Source organism: Alphaproteobacteria bacterium (assembly GCA_030680745.1).
Classification (GTDB): Bacteria; Pseudomonadota; Alphaproteobacteria; order JAUXUR01; family JAUXUR01; genus JAUXUR01.
The window spans coordinates 19,749-43,139 of the sequence record JAUXUR010000041.1 but is presented as its reverse complement, the minus strand read 5'-3'; the positions used below and the strand labels follow the sequence as shown (position 1 = coordinate 43,139).

The 23,391-nt window shown below is 35.5% G+C and carries 16 protein-coding genes; 10 read left to right on the top strand and 6 right to left on the bottom strand.

The annotated features are described in order from the left end of the window. The first annotated feature begins 89 nt into the window (after nt 1-89). Together addA and Q8L85_03860 are read left to right on the top strand one after the other, a co-directional pair. Nucleotides 90-3,401 carry a double-strand break repair helicase AddA gene (gene addA, locus Q8L85_03865; GenBank protein MDP1723817.1) on the top strand — a complete coding sequence of 1,104 codons (3,312 nt, stop codon included), beginning with the start codon at nt 90-92 and terminating at the stop codon, nt 3,399-3,401. A 204-nt stretch (nt 3,402-3,605) separates the two neighbouring features. Continuing rightward, the gene (locus Q8L85_03860; GenBank protein ID MDP1723816.1) at nt 3,606-7,139 is read left to right on the top strand and encodes a hypothetical protein; all 3,534 of its coding nucleotides are present in this window, start codon (nt 3,606-3,608) and stop codon (nt 7,137-7,139) included. Between the two features lie 86 nt (nt 7,140-7,225). Here Q8L85_03860 and Q8L85_03855 read toward each other — a convergent pair whose 3' ends face one another. The 3 genes from Q8L85_03855 to rplS form a co-directional block, all read right to left on the bottom strand. Then, on the bottom strand, nt 7,226-8,482 hold the full coding sequence (locus tag Q8L85_03855) for a DUF2608 domain-containing protein (GenBank protein ID MDP1723815.1): 1,257 nt from the start codon (nt 8,480-8,482) through the stop codon (nt 7,226-7,228). A gap of 111 nt (nt 8,483-8,593) precedes the next feature. Then, nucleotides 8,594-9,610, bottom strand: a complete 1,017-nt coding sequence (locus tag Q8L85_03850) for an aspartate-semialdehyde dehydrogenase (protein MDP1723814.1) — start codon at nt 9,608-9,610, stop codon at nt 8,594-8,596. 138 nt (nt 9,611-9,748) lie between these two features. After that, nucleotides 9,749-10,174 (bottom strand): 50S ribosomal protein L19, encoded by a 426-nt coding sequence (gene rplS, locus Q8L85_03845; protein ID MDP1723813.1) that lies wholly within the window; start codon nt 10,172-10,174, stop codon nt 9,749-9,751. A 133-nt stretch (nt 10,175-10,307) separates the two neighbouring features. Between rplS and Q8L85_03840 the strand changes: the two genes are divergently transcribed. The 6 genes from Q8L85_03840 (at nt 10,308) to rbfA (ending at nt 17,009) form a co-directional block, all read left to right on the top strand. After that, nucleotides 10,308-10,736 (top strand): riboflavin kinase, encoded by a 429-nt coding sequence (locus tag Q8L85_03840; GenBank protein ID MDP1723812.1) that lies wholly within the window; start codon nt 10,308-10,310, stop codon nt 10,734-10,736. A 136-nt stretch (nt 10,737-10,872) separates the two neighbouring features. Beyond that, nucleotides 10,873-11,385, top strand: a complete 513-nt coding sequence (rimP, locus tag Q8L85_03835) for a ribosome maturation factor RimP (protein MDP1723811.1) — start codon at nt 10,873-10,875, stop codon at nt 11,383-11,385. Between the two features lie 4 nt (nt 11,386-11,389). After that, complete coding sequence (gene nusA, locus Q8L85_03830) at nt 11,390-12,898, top strand: transcription termination factor NusA (GenBank protein ID MDP1723810.1); 1,509 nt, start codon at nt 11,390-11,392, stop codon at nt 12,896-12,898. A 166-nt stretch (nt 12,899-13,064) separates the two neighbouring features. Further along, on the top strand, nt 13,065-13,655 hold the full coding sequence (locus Q8L85_03825) for a DUF448 domain-containing protein (GenBank protein MDP1723809.1): 591 nt from the start codon (nt 13,065-13,067) through the stop codon (nt 13,653-13,655). A gap of 159 nt (nt 13,656-13,814) precedes the next feature. After that, nucleotides 13,815-16,601, top strand: coding sequence for a translation initiation factor IF-2 (gene infB, locus Q8L85_03820; GenBank protein MDP1723808.1), 2,787 nt, complete (start codon nt 13,815-13,817; stop codon nt 16,599-16,601). Between the two features lie 12 nt (nt 16,602-16,613). Continuing rightward, nucleotides 16,614-17,009, top strand: coding sequence for a 30S ribosome-binding factor RbfA (gene rbfA / locus Q8L85_03815; protein MDP1723807.1), 396 nt, complete (start codon nt 16,614-16,616; stop codon nt 17,007-17,009). 103 nt (nt 17,010-17,112) lie between these two features. Here rbfA and Q8L85_03810 read toward each other — a convergent pair whose 3' ends face one another. Then, entirely contained in the window at nt 17,113-18,246 is a 1,134-nt protein-coding gene (locus Q8L85_03810; protein MDP1723806.1) for a hypothetical protein, read from the bottom strand. A gap of 235 nt (nt 18,247-18,481) precedes the next feature. Between Q8L85_03810 and Q8L85_03805 the strand changes: the two genes are divergently transcribed. Further along, nucleotides 18,482-18,724 carry a type II toxin-antitoxin system Phd/YefM family antitoxin gene (locus Q8L85_03805; GenBank protein MDP1723805.1) on the top strand — a complete coding sequence of 81 codons (243 nt, stop codon included), beginning with the start codon at nt 18,482-18,484 and terminating at the stop codon, nt 18,722-18,724. A gap of 4 nt (nt 18,725-18,728) precedes the next feature. Next, nucleotides 18,729-18,989, top strand: a complete 261-nt coding sequence (locus Q8L85_03800; GenBank protein ID MDP1723804.1) for a Txe/YoeB family addiction module toxin — start codon at nt 18,729-18,731, stop codon at nt 18,987-18,989. 2 nt (nt 18,990-18,991) lie between these two features. Here Q8L85_03800 and Q8L85_03795 read toward each other — a convergent pair whose 3' ends face one another. Further along, nucleotides 18,992-19,492, bottom strand: a complete 501-nt coding sequence (locus tag Q8L85_03795; protein MDP1723803.1) for a histidine phosphatase family protein — start codon at nt 19,490-19,492, stop codon at nt 18,992-18,994. 319 nt (nt 19,493-19,811) lie between these two features. Beyond that, entirely contained in the window at nt 19,812-23,279 is a 3,468-nt protein-coding gene (locus tag Q8L85_03790; GenBank protein ID MDP1723802.1) for an indolepyruvate ferredoxin oxidoreductase family protein, read from the bottom strand. Nucleotides 23,280-23,391: the final 112 nt, after the last annotated feature.

Here is a 23,391-nt window from a genome sequence, read left to right as displayed (position 1 = left end):
CTTTCTGGTTGATGCCCTTTAGAAAAATATAAAATTTTTACTAAAAGCATGCTATAAACCAGAATGAAAAAGTTTTTGGCAAATTAAGCATGAATCAATCCCTTTTAAAGCAGCTGCCCTTTTCGATTGATAACCTACCCATAAGCTTAGACCCTTATCAATCCTGCTGGGTATCAGCCTCTGCAGGTTCTGGTAAAACAAAAATCCTGACCGATCGGGTTCTATCACTTTTATTACACCACATAGAACCCGAACGTATTTTATGCTTAACTTTTACTAAAGCTGCAGCGAACGAAATGCGGCAACGTATTTTAAGCAAAGCATCCACTTGGCAAACATTAAGCCTCGATCAATTACAAGATGAACTAACAAATCTTTTTGGGTTTACACCTGACACTGAAATCCTGAATCACGCTAAACAACTTTTTTCTGTTTTAATTGAAAAAATTCATAGCCTTAAAATTCAAACGATCCATTCTTTTGCGCAATCTTTGTTGCAACAATTTCCGTTTGAAGCAGGGATTGCCCCTAATTTTCAAATTATTGACGAACAAAATGCGCAAGAACTCATTCAAAATGCTATTAAAAAGCAATTAGCACATTGTTACAGTACAAAAAATTATGATCCCCAAATTGCGTTACATTTTAATGCACAAAGTTTTCAAGAAAAGATAACTTCGCTGATTCATACATCGCCTCAATTTTTACAAAAAATGATGGATAACCGCGAAAAATCAGCTTTTGAAACACACTTATTTCAGAATTTTAATTTAGATCCTGATCAAACAGATATTTCAATTGATGATCAATTTTGGTCCATATTTAAAAACAAAGAATTGTTGTACAGACAATGGATCCTTATTGCTTCTCAAGGAACTGCCAAAGAACAATCAACAATCGCCCCTTTAGAACAATTTTTGCTGCAAAATGATATCCAGGATTCATCTCTTTTAGCCACCCTTTTTCTTACCAAAGAAGGTGAAATCCGCAAAAAATTCTTAACCCAAAAATTAGTATCTTTATGGCCAGAGGGCACCAGATTGCTTGAGGAAGAAGCAAAACGGGTTAAAGATTACCTGCAACAAAAAAATAATCTTATATTTTTAAACATCTGTAAGTCTTTTTTATCCATAGCACTTGAAATATATAAAAATTATGCGCAGGAAAAAGAACAAAAAGCAGTGCTCGATTACCAGGATTTGATTCTTAAAACAACTGAATTGCTTCAAAAACCTACGATCGCCCCTTGGATTCTTTATAAACTAGATCACCAAATCGACCATATATTAGTCGATGAGGCGCAAGATACCAATCATCTCCAATGGAGCATTTTAAACGCGTTAACAGATGAATTTTTTGATAGTCAAAAAACGCGACCTTGTTCCTTATTCGTGGTTGGCGACCCTAAACAATCAATCTATAGTTTTCAAGGTGTTGACCCTAAATTATTCCACGCAACCGAACAGCATTTAAAACAAAAAGCGGCATTAAACGCGAAACATATCGCTAATATTAAATTAGATACATGTTATAGATCAGCACCATCGATCTTAAAACTGGTCGATGCCGTGTTTAACCAAAGCACTTTACCCGATAGTCTTGGTGAAATGAGCATTCTCCATAAACCCGCGCGTAAAGAAGCATTGGGCCAAATCACGCTTTTCCCCATCATCACACCAATTACCAAAAAAGAAATCGATGCTTGGCCAATACCACAACATGATGCAATCCTTACACAATCCCCACGTTCCATTCTTGTAGATCAATTAACAACCCAAATAAAAAACTGGTTAGACAACCAAACAATATTGGCTTCGACAGGATTACCCATTCAGCCCAAAGATATTCTTATTCTGGTGCGCAAACGCGGCGGATTGATGAATGAGATCGTCAAATCATTAAAAACACATGACATCCCTATTGCTGGTTGTGACCGTCTGATTTTATTGGAAGAACTTGCGATTCAAGACCTGCTCTGTCTTGGCGAATTTTGCCTTCATCCTTACGATGATTTACTTTTAGCGAGCTTACTTAAATCGCCCTTCTTCAATTGGGATGATGATCAATTATTAAATTTTGCAAGTAGAGAATCAAATCTTTGGGATGCAATATCCATTCAACATACTGATTTATATGCATTTTTAAGCACCTATATCCAGGATGCCATTCGTTTAAGTCCATTCGAATTTTATACCCATATTTTATATTCACAAAAAGGACTACAAAAATTATTGGCGCGTTTAGGGCATGAATCCAAGGAATCGATTGATGCTTTTATCACCATCTTACAAAATTATGAAAAAACGCATTTAAGTGGGTTGCAAGGCTTTATTGATTGGATCAAAAAAACATCGATTGAACTTAAGCGAGAATTAGACGATCCAAATCAAAATCAAATACGCATCATGACCGTTCATGGCGCCAAAGGTCTTCAAGCCCCTATTGTTTTTTTACCTGACACTGTGTCGCCGCCCATGGCACGTCAACCCGATTATATTACGACTGACGAAGGCGCCCCCTTACTTTTAAAAGCTGAGGCAAAAAGCAATTATCTGTCAGACCTTAAAGCAAAACATTTAAGCAAAGTCGAAGATGAACATGCACGTCTTTTATATGTCGCCTTAACTCGCGCCCAAGATCAGCTTTACATTATGGGATCATCCAACACTGATAAAATAAATGATTTATCCTGGTATAAATTAGTCCAACGCGGCATTGAAACATTCGTCGAACCTGAAAATATTAAATCATTGTCGGACACGTATAATTATCTTGGTGGGCTTTATAGCTTTAAAAATGATCCTTTTGTAACAACACAACAAAACAATGTATTATCTTTCGTTAAGCCAAAATTAGTACCTCAAAAGGAAATAATATTACCTGATTGGGCTGATTTCATTCCATCTGTACGTGTAGAAACAATAAAGAAAAATGCTGGTACATCACCTTTAAACGCGCAAAAATCACAGCATATTGGTACAAAATTACATCAATTATTACATCTATTACCCAAAATCCAGAAAACTGAGCAAGACGATTTTGCGCATAATTGGATAGAGCATCAAGATGCTGATTTACGCCCCATTTTATTAGAATTTTTACCCAAAGTTAAAAATATTTTAGAAAATCCAATATATACAGATTTTTTTGGGAATCATTCTTATGGTGAAATTCCCTTAATGGGTCATTGGAAAGGTCAATTTGTTGAAGGACGTATTGATCGCCTTGTGATTCAAGATGACAAAATTACGATCATTGATTTTAAAACGTACCATCATGAATTAGAAAATTACCAAGACCAATTAGAACGCTATGCCACATGGCTCAAGGATATGTATCCAAAGCATAAAATTATTAAATCATTACTCATTATTGAAACAGAAACACTTGTTTATATGTAAGGCGTTATTTCTATGTCATTTAAATAAATGTCAGCTTTATTGACTAATATAGTGTTTTATGCTATATAGTCGATAGAATTGAGAAGCAGACAAGGAACAACGAGCGAAATATATCCTTATATACATGAATGAGGCGTGACGAAGTATCCTTCCAATGTCTGTCGACTATAAACAATTAAGCCACTATATTTTCAGGGTATTATGATGCATAAAAAATTTACAATTGGACTTTTTCTATCTTCTATTCTTCTTTCATCAAATTTGTTTGCAGGTGAAAGTGATGATGAACCAAATGATTTTATGGATTTTACCTTTGATTATGGCAATAATTATCTTAATTCATTAATGGATATAGAAAGTACTGACCAAACCGAAATAAATTTAAATATTCAAAATAGAATGAACACCTATATTGGTGAAATATCGCCCATCGAAAATGAAGAAAATTTAATAAAAGATGCAGAAAAAATATTTAATTCTTTATTGAATGAACCCTATGATCACGAAAAATTTTTAGCGTTACGCCGTATTGTAATCAAAACGTTTAATAATAACAATTTGTTTATTATAGAAAATTATAGAAATTTTATTAGCACACTAGAAAACGTCAAACAAAACGGACGCCTTATTGTTATAAAGGCTGCAAAAATGTTACAAAATGATCTTTTAAATCTAATACAATCCCCAGACGGAATGAATGAATTTTGTGCTATTATCGAGGTGCTTAAAAAATTTAATAAAAATGAAATAATTCATCTTTGTGAAATAGTCAATCTTGTGCATACTCAAAAAAAATTTGATGCATATGAATATGAATCAATGCTTAATATATTCAACAAAATAGAGCAAAAAAAACGTATTCCTATCGCACATATGCTTAAAACTCTTCAAGAAAAGCATTGGACATTAAAAGATTATTGCAATACGTTAGAATATTTGACTGAAAATTATGAACATCTTAATAACAACGAAAATTTTTCTGCTATTTTTAAAGAATTTACAAAAAACAAAGAAAATCGTGAGAATGCAACTAAAGAATTATTAAATGTCTTTGCGCCAAAAAATTTAGCAGTTTTTATCGAACATCTTACTGGAATGGACGCAGATGAGATTAATACAATAAGGGACTTCATACAACAAATCGATATTCATAAACAATGGACAGAAGATAATTACCTATTAATTATTGATCTGTTGAAACCAATCAACAAAAATAAACGAATTAATATTATCAAATGTATCATAAAAATTAAATCTTGGGATCAAGATAACTTTTGGAGCGCTCAATATTATTCATACATGATAAAAAATATTAAAAAAATAGAAGAAGATATTGATTCCCTTATTGATTTAACAAGAACTATTTTAGATCCTCATAAAAAAAGAGAAAACGATATGTACTCTATCATTGCTTTAGCTCTTTCAAGAATAACAAAAGATAATAGAGCATTGTTAATTGAAATGGCAAAAAAAACTTACACTTTTGAGGACAATGAATTTGAATATACAGATTTTATTTTTGCTTTTGAAAAAATAGAAAAAGAAGATTATGAATCAATATATGAAATAGCTAAAAATCTTTACAGAAAAAATCAAAAAAAATTATACAATTATTCATTTATAATAAAAGCATTAAAAACTATAAAAAAAGAAAAACATTCTATTATTATTGATCTAATAAAAGAAAATTTCCCAGATTGTCATACTTATTCTGGCACCGAACTAGCGCACATTATTATAGATATAGATATGTTTAAACAAATCGATCAGGTTTCATATTTTATAAAAATGGCAAAAAAAATTATTAGTTCATCAGATGCTTGTACTGGCGTTGCCCTTGGACTTTCGCAAATACAAGAAGATAATCGTGATGCTGTTATTGAATCTGCTGCCGAATTTTATACAAACAAATGTGATCATAAAGATTATGGGGAGATTTTTTTAGCATTTTCTAGAGCAGCGAAAGACGACATAAAACCAATAAACGAATTAGCAAAAAGAATAGGTGAAAATAAAGAATGGAATTATACCTATTATGCTGAAATCATTTCCCTTCTTACAATAGTAGAAAAAAAAGACCGCCTTCCTTTGATTGAAGAATTTCAAAGTTTTATAACACAAACTGACGCGATTAAAGAAATTTATGATATAGCCGATTACAATTTATGCTTATTAAAAATATTAAATCACATAAATAAATATCTTAAAAAAAATAAAGAATTTCATATAAAACATTTTTTAAAAAACAAAATTTGTTTAAAAAATATTTATTCATTAATGATGTATTTTAGTTATCTCCCTGAAAATATTCGTGAACAAGCCATAAAATGTAAAAATTATGATACATATGTTTTAAATTTTGATAAGAATGATATCTTGCCTGACTTATTGTTAGATTATTGGACATCTATCAAAAATAATGAAAAAGCAAAAAACGATATATTGGAATATTGGAAAAATATATTGCAATCCGACGATCAATATTTATCTTCTATGCTCGCTGATTTTATTGAAAGACATTACGATCAATTAGGTTTTGTGGAAAATGATGAATTCATACAATTAACCATTCGAACACAAATATTGTTAGATGATTCAGATGATCCCAAAAGTCCCTACGTCATACATGGCAATCTATTAAAAAAACGAGAAGAACAAGTTGATTTTTCTACATTTATAGAATGGCATTATTTTAAAGGTCAAAATTTGGATTATAGAATTAGCTTAAATCCAGAATTTTTTAAAGATTTATCAAACATTGAAATCGACTTTGACACAACCCCTATAATAGATCAAAACATATTGCATATATTAATGCAAAGAATAAAAAATCGAATCTCTAACAATCCTGACACTACAAATATTATACTCAATTTGACAGGATCATCATTTGAAGGAATTAATAAAGGAACATTAAATGATAGCGATAATTATCTTTCATCTTTATTAAACGCACCCCGTCATCATAAAATTGCAGCACAATTTAAATGCATTATGCAGCATATTTTATCTTTGGATTCAACAGATGGAACAAACAACAAATTATCCACACAAGAAGAATCTTTTTTAAAAATACTCTGCTCCATTATCCATTGTCGTTATGGAAAAGCAGGTGCTATCGTTGAAATTTATGCTGAATTACCCTATCACACAAAACTTAAAACAAAAAAAGGCGAAATTTTAAATGCAGCCATTATACAACGATCAGGCGCCGATACCTATGAAGCCTCTAACTTTTTATATGACGCAATTCAAGATCTTGTTGAAACCTTATTTTCTGGCACAAATGATTTAATGGCAGAAATTTGTGGTGTCCCTGCCAATCAAGTTGATCAAGGCGTTCATCAAGGTCTTTATCTTAGGAATTTAATTGGCGATTTAGTTGGCTCACGACATGATGTTGCTTTTGATGTCAGCGCACAACTTTATTACGAGAACCTACTTGCCTTAAGCCTGCAGGATGCTCTTGATACATTTTACCGCCATGCAAATGTAGGTTTGCCAAACCTTATTTCATATATTCAAATCAAGATAAATGAATTTTTAAAACAAAATCCTCGCTCTATTATTTATAATCAATTAGCTGTTTTATTATCAGGTAATAACAATGGGACAACATGGATATTAGACGAGCATGATACACCCTTTATCACTGAAGAAGGCGTTGTAAGAATACTTATCAAAATAGGTGCATTAAAACGAGATAAAAAACTATTTTTGAAACATAAAGCACATTAAAAATTGCCTCCTACATATCGCGACCTGTTCACGATATGTAGGAAAGACAAGCTACTACAAACATATAGAGCCAAGAGATTAAAGAACTATTCAGATTTCTCTGATTCGCTATCCTCTGTATCTGTCACGCCTTCTTCACTATCTTCTTCAGAGATAAAATCATCTTCACTGTCATATAAATAATTTTCAGCTAAATCCAAAAGTGGATTTGAAGATGGTCGAGCAGGGACTTCTTCTGGATTTACGTTCCACCCAAAATCATGTGACATAAAAGAAAAAGGATTTTTCATTACTGCAGGATTTATTGCTTTGGGGGACCATAAAACTGACTTATCTTCGGAGCTACTTGAAGAAGCGCCAAAATCAATAAACCTAGGAATATCAGAAGGTTTTTTTGTTAAGGAATTGGGATCAAAAACAATAGGATCTTTAGAACCAAAAGAAATAAAGGATAATGAATATTCTTTGTTTAAATGATTTACTTCAGTAAAAGCTGGTTTTTGCTTACAATCGTCAAAATCGTAGGGAGAATTAAGATATTTTTGCTCAAATATTCTATAGGATGCCACTAACTCATCTATTTTTGTATCTTCACGCACACGTATGTAATAAAGTGAAATAATATTATCAACACTTTTACAATTATCACAAACATCTTCTACTTCATCTATAAAATTATCAATAAAAATAATATTTTTAATTTGTTTAGTATTTTTTAACGTATTAACAATCTCATCAATAATTACTGATTTTTTTGTTTCATAGGCTGAAGAATGACCACGAAATTTAATTTTTTCAAAATCATGACATTTTATACCAAAAGTTTGTGGATTGAAAAAAGGTATTGAATCAAAATGTTCCCCTATGTAAGGTTTCGAAAAATCAACATTATTTTTTTTCATAAAATTGATACGAAGATCATGAGGATAACAAAAAACGGATCTTGTACAAGTAAAAATTGTTGTATTTTGCGTTTGCAACGATTGAATTGTTTCTGAAATCGTATCTTCAACAAAACGAATACAATCTTCTTCCTTTTCTCTAAAATATGAAATATCTTCCCAAACATCTTTTTTATCCTTGCATAAAACATCAGCAAGTTCCTGCAAATGATCTGATTGTTCCCTACACAATTCTTGATTGAAAAGTGGCTCATTTTCAACAACAAGTGTCCCATCAATATCAAAAATAATTGCCGTTTCGGATGGTAAAAATCCTTTTTCTTCCATTATAGAAGGCAAATTATGTATATTTTTGAGATAACCAATTTCGCGCAAATCGCAAAATAATGAAGATGTGAAGCATAAAGCCATAAGCTTTAAAAGCAATATTTTTTTTATCATAATAAATCCAATAATAAATTAATTTTATAAAATTTACTTCATTATTAAGTATAAATCAATTAAAAAAACATTGTTATCCGATAAAATATTATATAGCTTAAATAGAATTTTCTATTTTAAGTATTTTTTAATTAACATTTCAGCAATTTGAACAGTATTCAAAGCGGCACCTTTGCGTAAATTATCTGCAACGATCCATAAAACAAGACCATGTGGCACTGTCGGATCTTGACGAATACGGCTAACAAAAACAAAATCTTCACCAGCCGTTTCAATAGGCGTTATAAATTCTTCTTCACTTGTTTCATCGATCATTTGAATGCCAGGTGCATTTTTCAGCAGCGATTTAGCTTTGTTCACACTTATTGGGTTTTCAAATTCAATCGTGATGGCTTCTGCATGGCCAATAAAAACAGGCACACGCACACAGGTGGATATAACTTTTATTGATGGATCTAAAATCTTTTGGGTTTCAACAACTTGCTTCCATTCTTCTTTAGTGTGACCATCTTGCATAAAACTATCTATTTGAGGAATAACATTAAAAGCGATTTGTTTTTTAAATGATTCTTTGTAAAGCTGGGCATTTGTATAGATAGCTTTTGTTTGGTTAAAAAGCTCATCCATAGCATCTTTACCCGCCCCTGAAACAGATTGGTAAGTCGATACAATTATACGTTTAATTTTAGCAAAATCATGTAAAGGCTTAAGTGCTACGACACGATGAATAGTGGTACAATTCGGGTTTGCTATGATATTGAGTTTCGGATAATCAATCATTGCTTCAGGATTGACTTCTGGGACGATAAGAGGCACATCAGGATTCATTCTAAATTCAGATGTATTATCAATAACAACAGCGCCAGCGCGTGCTGCAATAGGTGCAAATTCAGCTGAAACCTTACTACCTGGGGAAGAAAGAACGATATCAATGCCTTTAAAATCAAATTCTTTAAGATTTTGAACCTTAAGAATTTTGTCATCGCCGAAAGAAACTTGAGTGCCAGAGGTTCGGTCAGATGCGAGCGCATGAATTTCTTTAACAGGAAAATCACGTTCAGCAAGTGTTGCAAGAATTTCGCGACCAACATTACCAGTGGCGCCTACGATTGCAATATTGTAACTCATATTTGACTCCTAGACATTGTTGATCTTATTTTCTTAATGCAAACTATCAAATTTGCATTAGAAAACTATAATATGCAAACACCCCTCATATCCTAAAACATGAAGGGTGTTTAATTCTAAGTCAATAGTAATAAACTACTAAGCTTCTGCAGGTGCCGCGGCAGGCGTTGCTTTAGCAATAATTGCAGAACCCTTTGGAGGTCTTTGTGTAACTTTTTCAGGAATACGTGCACTTTTACCAGTACGACCACGTAAGTAATAAAGTTTCGCACGACGTACATCGCCACGACGTAAAACTTCAATCGCTTCAATCAACGGAGAATGGAGCGGAAATACGCGCTCAACACCTTCACCATGCGACATTTTACGGACAGTAAAGCTTGAATTCATAGCGCCATTTTTACGCGCAATGCATACACCTTCAAAATTTTGAACACGTTCACGCGTGCCTTCAATAATTTTGAGACTCACCTTTAATGTGTCCCCAGGGCGAAATACAGGGATAGGCCGTGTAGCAATATGACGTTCGATTTGTTCTTTTTCAAGTTGTTGTAGTAAATTCATAAAATCACCCTTATGTGCAGAGAATTTTTTAAGCGTCGCACATCTTAACAGAAAACTATGGCATTATACAAGAAGTATAACACCCTTGAATGCATTTTAAAAGCAGCTTACATTAATATACGGATTTAAGTTTATGCACAAGGAAAAAATGCGTATCTTTTTAAGCTTTTTTATTTTTTTGATGTTTACGACCAATATCAAAGCATCGTTCAACCAATATAATGGTATTGTTGAACGTGGCGAACAATTGGGTGAACTTATCAATTTGAAAACAGCTAACCTATATGTTCGCAATAGAAGAGAACAATCTGGAATTTATGCTTGCTACGTTGATTTACCAGATCTTAATATGATGAATAAAAAAGCATTATGTTTCTTTGAACAACGCCCTTCAAATCTTATTGAAGCCCATATTTTAGAGTTTGACCAAAATATCTATGGACAATCCATTACAATCCGACTTTCTCACTTTATTAGAGAATTTATAAATTTTGAAACACAGGAAGAGGGCTTAAGAATGATTGAAGATGATAAAAATCAAGCCCATGAGCTTTTAGATTAAAGTTCATTAAATCACACAAATTATTAAAGCGCTTTACAAAAGCAATAAAATTCTCAGAATCATCAAAGAAAACTTGTATTTTTTGAGAAATTCTTTAGAATATAGAAAAATTTAATTATTCACCATAGGAATGATCGTGGAATTTGACGCAGTAACACGTAAGCTTATTAATTTGCTGGAACCTAGCATTACGCCTTTAGGTTACGAAATTGTTCGTCTTACTTATATAAAAGAGTTAAAACGACCAACGCTTCAGATATTGATTGATCGCCTTGATGGCGAAACCATCACTGTTGAAGATTGTACACGCGTGTCCAGATCGATTTCTGCTCTTTTAGAGGTTGAAGATCCGATCGAAAGTGCTTACATTCTAGAAGTAAGTTCTCCAGGTATTGATCGCCCTCTTATTAGACTCAAAGATTTTGATCGTTTCAAAGGTTTTGAAGCTAAGGTCGAGATGTCTGAAACCGTTAATGGTCGCAAACGTTTCCAGGGTAATCTTGTTGGCGTGAAAGAAGATATCATTCAGATTTTGGTAGAAGGTGTTTTGCAAGAACTTCCTTTTTCGCTTGTAAGAAGAGCAAAACTTCTGCTAACAGATGAGTTAATTGCACATAGTTTGGCAAAACATAAACAAGAAAATAGTTAAGACAATGACAACAGCTCGTATAAATTTAGAATTATTGCAGGTTGCAGACACAGTCGCGCGTGAAAAAAACATTGATCGCGAAGAAGTTATTGCAGCTATGGAAATGGCTGTCCAAAAAGCGGCCCGTGCTAAATACGGTCACGAACGCGATATACGTGCGACGATTGATCGCGAAAGTGGCAACATCTCGCTTGCTCTTTATGAGGAAGTTGTTGAAGAAGTTGATGAGTCTCAAACACAAATTTCTTTAAAAGATGCACGTAAAAAAGATCCTAATACTGAAATTGGCGCTTTCATCATTGAATCTTTGCCACCAATAGAATTCGGTCGTATTGCTGCACAAACGGCAAAACAAGTTATTGTTCAAAAAGTGCGAGATGCTGAACGTCACCGTCAATATGAAGAATTTAAAGATCGTATTGGTGAAATCATCAGCGGTACCGTTAAACGTATCGATTTTGGGAATCTTATTCTTGATTTAGGGCGTGCTGAAGCTATTTTGCGTCGTGACGAAATGATCCCACGAGAAACATATCGCCAAGGCGATCGCGTCCGTGTTTATATTTATGATGTACGTATCGATCATCGTGGTCTTCAAATTTTATTGTCTCGTACACGTCCTGAATTCATGTCCAAATTATTCACGCAAGAAGTGCCTGAAATTTACGATGGTGTGATCGAAGTCAAGGCTGTTGCACGTGATCCTGGAAGTCGCGCTAAGATTGCTGTTTATTCCAAAGATTCTTCACTTGATCCTGTTGGCGCTTGCGTTGGGATGCGTGGATCACGCGTTCAAGCAATCGTTGCTGAGTTACAAGGTGAAAAAGTTGATATCGTGCCTTGGTCGCAAGATACAGCAACCTTTGTTATTAATGCATTGGCACCGTCTGATCCTATTAAAGTTGTGTTAGACGAGGATGTTAATCGTATTGAAGTTGTTGTCCCTGATGAACAATTAAGTTTGGCAATTGGCCGTCGTGGACAAAATGTTCGATTAGCGTCTGCCCTTACAGGCTGGCATATTGATATCGTAACAGAATCTGATGAATCACAACGACGTACAGAAGACTTTAAAACACGTTCACATCTATTTATCGAAGCACTCGATGTGGATGATGTTATTGCGCATTTGCTCGTCACAGAAGGTTTTACCTCTGTTGAAGAAATTTTAGAAGTTGATCAATCTGAACTCACCACCATTGAAGGTTTTGATGAAGATGTCGCTGCTGAATTGCAAAATAGAGCGCACGTCTTTTTAGATAAAAGAAAAGAAGAATTGCACAATATCCTTAAAGAAAAAGGTATTGATGAACGCCTTATAAACCTTGAAGGCCTTAGCCTAAAAGTGCTTGATCTTCTTTCGAACAAAGGCATCAAAACCCTTGATGATTTAGGCGATCTTGCAACAGACGAATTATTGGAATTGCTGCCTTCTAAAACGCTTAGCCATCAAAAAGCTGAAGAGCTTATTATGCAGGCTAGAGCGCATTGGTTCCAAGACGAAACAAGTTAATTACCCACTTTATGGTCAAACTCGTCGTCAGATCTACTCTTCCGGTACTCATGTACAAAGAAGTACATTCCGTTCCGGGTCTCGATCTTTCTAGATTTTGACTCATAATTTGGGTAATTATAAAATAAGTTTAACTTAGTATTTAGTATAGTCTTAGAGGCCATTTTTGAAAAATACCGATCTAGAAAAAACACCTTTAAGACGCTGTATTGATACAGGTGAGGTTTTACCAAAGGAAAAGCTCCTTAGGTTTGTGGTCTCACCTGATGGTGAGCTTACCCCAGATATTAACATTGCGTTACCTGGGCGTGGAATTTGGGTAACAGCACATCGACAAAATGTCACCCGAGCAATTCAAAAGAAATTATTTAATCGTTTTTTTGAAGGCATTATAAAGATAGAACCAAATCTTTTGGACAAGGTCATTCATCTTTTGGAAGAGCGCCTTTTGAATCTTTTATGTCTCATGCGGAAGCAAAGCAAGATTGTTGCAGGCTTCGAAAAATTAGGGAGCCGGATCAAAAAAGGACAAGTTGCTGTAATGCTAAAAGCAAAAGATTCAATAGCGAGTGATTTAGGCAAGCTCGTCAGAATGAATCCAACTTTAAGAATTGTTTCATTTTTTACCAGAGAGAAGCTTAATCGCATCTTTGGAGGAACTGATTATGTTTATTGTGGGGTGCAACAATGTGGTTTATTACCACTTTTTTTAAATGATCTTCAAAAAATTGAAGACCTTTCGGTTCCCCAAGACTAAGCGCGCATTTTATGTGGCAAAGTCTAGAAAAAGCCGAGAACCGGCACGGAGTGTACTTAAGTACATGAGTACCGGAAGCACAGGTTTGACAACGAATTTGCCCATAGGATGGGCGCTAAATCCTGCGAATTTAGTTAATGTATAGAAAGTTAATAACTTATGACAGAAAATCAAAATGAAAAAAAATCAGTTTTAAGTCTTTCAGGTAAAGGGCAACTTGGCCTTAAAAAATCTGTTGATCTTACATCTCAAACGAGAGGGACCAAAGGCCGTAATGCTGTGACTGTTGAGGTAAAGCGGAAACGTTTTACACCTCATAAAGAAGAACAGCCTGTTATTCAAGAACCCCAACCTGTTCAAGTAGAAGCACCTAAGGTTGAAATTACACAAGTTGAAGTTCCAAAAAGTGAACCAGCTAAAGTTGACGCACCAAAAGCAGCACCTCCAAGAATGGCGCCGCCCAGAACTGAGCCTCCTAAAACTGAAGGCAAAACTGAAGCACCGCGATATGAAACGCGGACAGATAGACCATTACAACAAAGAAAACCTTTGCATGAGCAAAAAAAATTAAGTGCAGCATCTTTACGCGGCCTTAGTGATGATGAACGTGCGCATCGTTTGCGCCTTCTTCAAGAATCCATTCGCGCTGAAGAGCGTCAAATGCAATATGATCTTGAAAATGAGCGACGTACCGATGATGAAGCACGCGCATCTGAAGAAAAAAAACGTCGTTTGCATGATGAACAATTGAAAAAAATTGCTGAAGAACGTAAGGCTGCTGAAGAACAAGCCTTAAAAGAAGCGCAAGAAGCAGAAAAAGCAAAACAAGCAAAAGCGCCTGAGAAAAAAGCTTCAGGCCAACAAACTCCAACTACACCATCTGCTGATGCTGACGCAAAAAAAACTGACTCTAAAGATGACCGTGAAAAAACGGGCAAAACAGTAAAAACACGTGATTTTGATGAAGATGAAAATGCAGCACGTGGTCGTGTCAAAAAAGTTGCTGAAAAAGTTGAAGTAAAAGAACGCTATGACCCCGGCGCAAAACGCAATTTAGCACGTACCTTTACAGGCCCTCGCAGTGAAGAAGAAGAAAATGCAGCACGCTCACGTAGTATGGCGGCCATTAGACGCTCACGTGAAAAGGAACGCAAAAAACTTCATGGTAAAGCGCAAGAACAAGTAAAGATTGTACGTGAAGTTATCATTCCTGAAGTGATCACAGTTCAAGAATTAGCGAATCGTATGGCTGAAAGAAGTACAGCAGTTATTCGTGAATTGATGAAAATGGGCATTATGGCAACGATTAATCAAGCCATTGATGCTGATACAGCCGAACTTATTGTTACTGAATTAGGCCACAAAACAAAACGTGTAAGCGAATCTGATATTGAAATTGGATTAGAATTTGAAGAAATGCCAGACGATATTCTTCTTTCACGCGCCCCTGTTGTCACCATCATGGGTCACGTTGATCACGGTAAAACATCCCTTCTTGATGCATTGCGTTCAACAGACGTTGCAGCAGGCGAAGCTGGTGGTATCACTCAACATATTGGTGCCTATTCCGTTACATTGCCTTCGACAAAAAAAATTACCTTTATTGATACACCTGGTCACGCAGCATTTTCTGAAATGCGTGCACGTGGAGCGAACGTAACTGATATTGTTGTACTTGTTGTAGCAGCCGATGATGGCGTGAAACAGCAAACAATTGAAGCGATACATCACGCACAAGCGGCTAATGTGCCTATTATTGTTGCCATAAATAAAATTGACGTTCCTGGCGCTGATCCAACGCGTGTTGGATCTGAATTATTGCAACATGGTATTTACCTTGAAAGCATGGGCGGTGAAATTCTAAGTGTTGAAGTTTCCGCTAAAAAACGTCTGAACCTTGATGTCCTTGAAGAAACCATTTTACTTCAAGCCGAAATGCTTGATTTGAAAGCAAATCCAAACCGTCTTGCTTATGGTGCCGTTATTGAAGCCAAACAAGAAAAAGGCCGTGGGTCTGTTGCAACCGTTCTTATTCAAAAAGGAACCTTACGTGTTGGTGATCCTTTCATCGCAGGTTGTGAATGGGGTCGTGTTCGTGCTCTTCTTGACGATAAGGGACGTAAAATTGAAAAAGCAGGACCATCAAAACCTGTTGAAGTTTTAGGACTTGATGCAACACCAGTTGCGGGTGACGATTTCATGGTTGTTGAAACTGAAGTGCGCGCCCGCGAAGTTGCTGAATTCCGTAAACATCGTCGTCGTGAAAAAGAAATTGCAGCAAGTGCACGTGGCAGCTTAGAGCAAATGTTCTCTCAAATCGCAGCGGGTGAACGTAAAGATCTACCCCTTATTATTAAATCTGACGTTCATGGATCACTTGAAGCGATCATGACCAGCCTTGATAAAGTATCAACTGACGAAGTTAAGGCGCGCATCCTTCATGCGGCTGTTGGCAGTATCAATGAATCTGACGTAGCGCTTGCGCGTGCTTCAAATGCCATTGTTATTGGTTTTAACGTTCGTGCGAATCCTCAAGCCCGTGAATCAGCTGCCCGCGATAATATCGAAATTCGTTATTATTCGATCATTTACAATTTGATAGATGATATGAAGTCAATTCTTAGCGGACTTTTAGCACCAACGCTCAAAGAAAAATTCTTAGGGAATGCTGAAATTCGTCAAGTCTTTAACATCACTAAAGTGGGTAAAATCGCTGGTTGTTATATAACCGATGGTATTATGAAACGTGGCGGTAAAGTACGTCTGTTACGTGATAACGTTGTGATCCATGAAGGTGCACTTAAAACGCTTAAACGTTTCAAAGACGAAGTTAAAGAGGTCCGTGAAGGATTTGAATGTGGTATGGCTTTTGAAAACTATAATGATATCCAAGAAAAAGATATTATTGAATGTTTCGAAGTCGAAGAAATCGCACGTACACTTTAGGAGTAATCAACAATGCCTCGTCCTAAAGAGCGTTCACAACGTCAATTACGCGTCGGTCAAGAAATCCGACGCATTCTTGCTGAAATTGTCATCAGAGAAGGCTTCTTAGATGAAGCCAATTTTCAACAATCTGTGACAATTACAGAAGTCCAAGTGAGCCCCGATCTTAAAAATGCAACAGCTTTTGTCATGCCCCTAGGTGGTGTCAATAGTGATGAATTGATTGAAGATTTAACAAAACAAATTCATTATTATCGCTCTGTCATTGCCAAACAATTAAAGACGAAATATATACCGAATTTGTATTTCAAAATTGACACAACCTTTGATCAAGCTGAAAAAATATCGCGTCTTTTAAATCAACCACGCGTTAAACGCGATATTGAAACAAAAGACGAAGAAGAATAAAAATATCTAAATAAAAAAGAAAGTTTACTGAACTGTGTTTATAAAAATAACACAGTTCCGTTTTACTGGTTTTCTTTATTTTCAAGAAAAATTCATCGCTTCTCTACATTTTCATGGCTAAAACCTCTTTCTGAATATTGCTTAAAGCTTCTCCAGAAATCAGATTCATTTCCTTTGCTTTTTCAAGAGCTTTATTGACAGCGATACGGATAAAAGATTCATTATTTTTAATACCTTCCATTGTTTTTTGCATCAGTATTTTTGTCGTTATTTTGTGTAACACCTCTCGACTAAAAGTATTGAGCTTTTGAACAATGGGTTGATTTTGCAGCGCAACCATCTCTTTAAGTTCTTGAAGCGTGAAAATTTCAGCCATCGCTTTTTCACTGGCTTTCACAAAAGTGTCTATATAGAATTGGTTAATCAGTTGTTTCCCCTCATGGTCAAAAAATGCATTTATTATACTAGAAAATTTTTCTTTTTCAGTATTTGCCTGATCTTCAACTTTTTTTAAAACCATTTTAACCATCATCATGACAGATTCCACCATTTGATCAGGGTTATAAATATGCGACGTGTACTCACCAGCCAATTCTATTTTTTCAGGCGTTACACCATCAGATGCTTTTGGAAGAGTGCTTTGTTTAATTTGTTCATCATATTGATCCCGCATCTTTTTTAACATTTCTGAACTATCTGTCGTATCAACTTCCTTTTGCGAAAGGCTCAGCAATTTATCACTTACATTTTTATCTAATCCACCCTCTATGGCTTTTGCTACAATTTGTTTAATGAAATTAACCATAAAATTTGGCATGGCAGAACCCATCATTCTTTTCATAGCCCTATTCATTAAATAAGTTTGATATTGAGCATTATTTACTTTTAACCATATTGCGTTTTTTCTTAAATTGAAGATAAATTGAAGTTCTTCTTCAGTAAAATAATTCTTATACGCACCTATTACTTCTGGAGAATCAGTTCCACTGAATTTTAAAGCTTCTTCATTAAGATTATCGAGTAAGATAATTTTAAATTTTTCCTGGTTCTGTCCAAATTTTTCAGTGAGTTGCTTGAGCTGAAGAGCTACTGGTCCAAAGATATCAAAAGAAGTCATTTTTTGAGAATCATCAGGTTTTAAAATTTTAGTAATAAGTTCATCTTTTTTGTTATCATCATCAGCATAAAGAAATGACGTTGCAAAAAACATAGAACACAAGATAAGTATTTTCTTCATTTTATCCTCCAAAATTGTTTTATTATTTAATTATACAGATTGCAAATTAAATAATAGTTAATATTAATTGTAGTAAATATGAAAACTTTACATTAAATAAACTACGTTAAGACTCAAATAGTTAAATTTAAAAAAGAAATAAATATTCCAGCAAAAACACTTTTTATTTAAAACTTTACGTACGTAAAAACGTACGTTATAATAAACTACACACTCTTTATATAGGAGATAAATTATGAGCATTTTAACAGCCAGTGAAGCCCGCGCTAATTTATATAAACTCATTGACGAAACAAATTTAACGCACGAACCAACCTTAATAAAAGGTAAAAGAAATAATGCAGTTCTTCTTGCCGAAGATGATTGGCGCGCCATACAAGAAACTTTATTCCTTCTTTCAATCCCCCAGATGAGAGAATCTATCCAAGAAGGACTTGCAACGCCTTTTAATGAAACGTCCAAAAAACTAGATTGGTAAGAATGTGTATGAACTCTATTTTACAAAACAATCACAGAAAGATGCACAAAAAATAAAAGAAGCAGGCCTTAAAAATAAAGCTGAACTTTTATTGGATATTATCAGGCATAATCCGTTTCAAAATTCTCCTCCTTACGAAAAGCTGGTTGGTGATTTAACAGGAGCCTATTCAAGACGTATCAATATTCAACATCGTCTTATCTATCAGGTAGATATTGAATTAAAAGGCGTTAAAATTATCCGACTCTGGACACATTATAAATAAAATTAAGAAGAAACAAACTGATGCTCAAATAAACCATCAGTGACAGACACCAATCCCCAATTATCTATTTCATAAACAAGCGAAACCAATCCCCCTTCAGGAAAAACATATTGCTTTACTTGTTTATAATGTTCGTCTTTCGCAATAGGCAAAAAACGCAACAATTCGCTTATGCCAGGATTATGACCTATAACTAACAATGTATTAATATCTGCAGGACATTTTTCAATAATACTTAAAATACGCTCTTTAGGGGCAGCATATAGACCTATCTGAATTTCTGTCAAAGGCGTTTTTTTAAAAGCCGCCGCCAAGCATTCAAGTGTTTTCATTGTACGTTCGACAGGCGATACATAAATTAAATCAGGGATAATATGAGCGCGCACTAAATAATCGCCAGCTTCACGTGATTGCTTCATTCCCTTTTCAGATAAAAGCCGAAAACGATCACCTTCTTTCACATTGGGTGCATCACCGTGGCGCATCAAAATTAAGCGTTTCATGTATACCCTTTCTCTTTCAAACTGTGGAGGGCGTCAGATTTCGGGTTTCGCAATACTCTCGTATGAAGAATACGCTCCGTTTGCTCCCCACTCATCTTCCTACCCACATTTTGAAATTGTTTGGGTATACAATGGCATAATCTCATATTGGTACATCATTATTCCGTCATCAAGATAGAATCTTGTTTTGATGCCGCATTAAATTGATCTATAGACCTCTTTCGAAACTCGCTAATGTGTGGCAAGTGATAGGAGATTTGGCACGGAAGACCGGAGTGTATCCTTATATACATGAGGATCTGAGCACCAAAACGACGCATCAATCGACCACAGTAGTAGAGTTTCTAAACAGGTCTAGTAGTTTTTGTTGCTTCAAACGCGCTTTTTGAAGATGCTCTTCTTTCACATGACCAAAGCCGCGGATTTCCTCAGGAATATTCGCAATATCACACGCAATTGTATAATTGTCATGATTTAAATTTTTCAACACATGATCGATTGTCGCTTCATATTCACTGATCAAGCCGCGTTCCATTTTACGCTCTTGTGTGTAAGAAAAAGGATCGAGCATACCACCGCGTAAAAACTTAAAGCCTGCTAATATCTTAAATGCACGCATCATCCAAGCCCCATATGCTTTTTTCTTCAGATGCCCTGTTATTTTATCTTTTTTTGCAATCAAAGGCGGTGCTAGATGGAATTGAAGTTTATAATCGCCTTCAAAATGATCTTCAATTTTTTTTATGAAATCACCTTTTGTATAAAGACGGGCAACTTCATATTCATCTTTATAGGCCAATAATTTTGCATAATTTTTGGCAACAATTGTCGATAAGATCTGATCTTCTTTTTGAAAACGAGCATCTATATCAACAATCTTTTTTACAACATCTTCATATTTTTGGGCATATTTCTTATTTTGATATTCTGTAAGAAACGCCATACGCACTTTAATAATATCTTTTGCAGTGCTTGCGAATTTTTTCTTTTCCTCTCCCTTTTCATCGCGACCAATAAGGGCATGTAAAGTTTTTAAATCATGGGCTGCACGTCTACCCCATAAAAAAGCTAATTTATTATTGGTAATGCTTACTCCATTAAGTTCGATTGCTTTTTCAATTGCCTCACCGCTTAAAGGCAAAAATCCTTTTTGATAAGCGTAGCCTAATAAAAATGCATTACTGTAAATAGCGTCACCCAAAATAGAGCTTGCTAAATCATGGGCATGAATGGGGAATAAATTATCCTCTCCAACCGTTACAGCCAAATTTTCATGGAGTAATTTTTCTGGAAAATAGGCATCTGGGTTTTGCGTAAAATCACCTGACATCGCTTTGCGTGGATCAAAAATGATTTTTGTTTTACCCATACGCATTTTATCCAGCATTTCTGGATTAGCGGTCACCACATAATCCCCACCAATCACCAAATCAGCATTACCTGTGGTAATGCGTGATGCATGAATATCTTCAGTTTTAGGCGCCAATTTTAAATGACAAGTCACCTGTCCACCTTTTTGGGCAAGACCTGTAATATCCAGAATCGTACAACCTTTACCTTCTAAATGGGCGGCCATCCCTAAAAGAGCACCGATGGTGACAATCCCTGTACCGCCAACACCCGTCATCAAAACATCATAAACACGATCAAGTTTTGGAATCTGGGGGTCGGGTATATCAATAAGATTTGGTTTAAAATCGTCTTTTAACAAAGATGATTTTTTGCGTAATTGTCCGCCAAGAACCGTTACAAAACTGGGGCAAAAACCCTTCACACATGAATAATCTTTGTTACAGGATGATTGATCAATTTCACGTTTACGCCCTAATTCTGTTTCAAGCGGCAAGATTGAAACACAATTTGATTTTTTGCCGCAATCCCCACAGCCTTCGCACACATTATCGTTAATGAACACACGAACAGGTGGATCTTCCATTAATTTACGTTTACGCCTGCGTCTTTTTTCTGCAGCACAGGTTTGATCATAAATAAGGACAGATGTGCCTTTAAGCGTTCTATATTTTTGTTGCATCGATTCAAATTCATCGCGATGCTCTATCTCAATGTTTGGCGCAAAACCTGTCATTGATTTATATTTTTCAATATCATCCGATACCAACGCAATAGAAACAACGCCTTCAGCACGCAATTGTTGCGTCAATTGTGGCAAGCTTAAAGGACCGTCTAGGGGCTGCCCACCGGTCATGGCCACAGCATCATTATACAAAAGCTTAAAAGTAATATTTACTTTAGAGGCGACTGCCTGACGAATCGCTAAAATACCCGAATGGTAATAAGTACCATCACCTAAATTAGCAAAAACATGTTCCGTTTCTGTGAATGGCGCCTGTCCTATCCATGGCACGCCTTCCCCACCCATTTGCGTGAAAGTGGAAGTATTCCGATTCATCCACGTCACCATATAATGGCAACCAATGCCAGCGAGTGCGCGGCTTCCATCTGGGACTTTAGTGGAGGTATTATGCGGGCAACCCGAACAATAATAAGGAATACGTTGCATGGCAAGTGGGCGTTGATGGCCGGCTTTCTCATTCAACAAATTGATATAATCATCCATGACACCGTGTGTATAATATTTTTTAAGGCGCTTCACTAAAACATGTGCGATTTGCGTTGGCGTCAATTCGGTTGTGGTTGGAAATTGAACCTGATCATGTTCATCTAATTTACCTGTAATCAACGGCCGTGCAATGTGCTGAAGATTATAGAGAATTGATTTAACTTGGTCTTCAACAAGGGGTCTTTTTTCTTCAATAATTAAAACTTCTTCAAGCCCTAACATGAAAGCTTTTAATTGTTCAGGTTCTAACGGCCAAACAAGACCAATTTTATAAATGGATAAACCAATTTTATGCGCAATTTCTTCTGTGATACCTAAATTATCAAGGGCATCATGTAAATCAGCATAAGATTTACCCGTTGTTATGATTCCAAAACGCGGCACTTCCGGTTTTATCGTTATTTTATCAATATTATTAGCACGCGCAAAGGCTTTAACGGCCGCCATTTTATAATTGTGAAGACGTGCTTCTTGTGCTAATGGCGTGTCAGGAATACGAATATTTAAGCCATCTTGCGGTACTATAAAATCTTGCGGCGTCACAAATGAATATTTATCAATATCCACCCACAATGAGCCTGCACTATCTGCTGTTTCTTCAATTGTTTTAAGGGCAACCCAACATCCTGAATAACGCGATAAAGCCCACCCAAAAATGCCAAAATCAAAAAGCTCTTTCATACTCGATGGATTCAACACAGGAATCATCGCATCCATCATAGCGTAATCACTTTGATGGGGTAAGGTTGATGATCTACAAGCATGATCATCCCCCATTATAACAAGCACACCACCATGTTTAGACGTACCCGCTGCATTTCCATGCTTAAACACGTCACCAGATCTGTCAACACCAGGGCCTTTGCCATACCAAATCCCAAACACACCATCATATAACGCACCTGGATATAAATTCGCCTGTTGCGACCCCCAAACGGCTGTCGCCCCTAAATCTTCGTTAATGCCTGGTACAAATTTAATATGATGCTCATCTAAATATTTTTGGGCAGCCCATAATGCTTTATCATATCCACCTAAAGGTGAGCCCCTATATCCTGAAATAAAACCTGCTGTCTTTAGTCCATTTTTAACATCAAGCTGATGCTGTAAAAAAGGAAGTTTAACAAGCGCTTGAATGGCTGAGATATAAATTCTGCCTTTGTTTACAACATATTTATCGTCTAGACTAACGGGCAGAAGGGTCATTTTTATCTCCAAAATATAACAATCCAAATTTAGTGAAAATTTTTAACTTTATTTTAAAAATTACCCACATTCCAGTCTGTTTTCCTGAACGCCTTGAAGCGAAGCTTCAAAG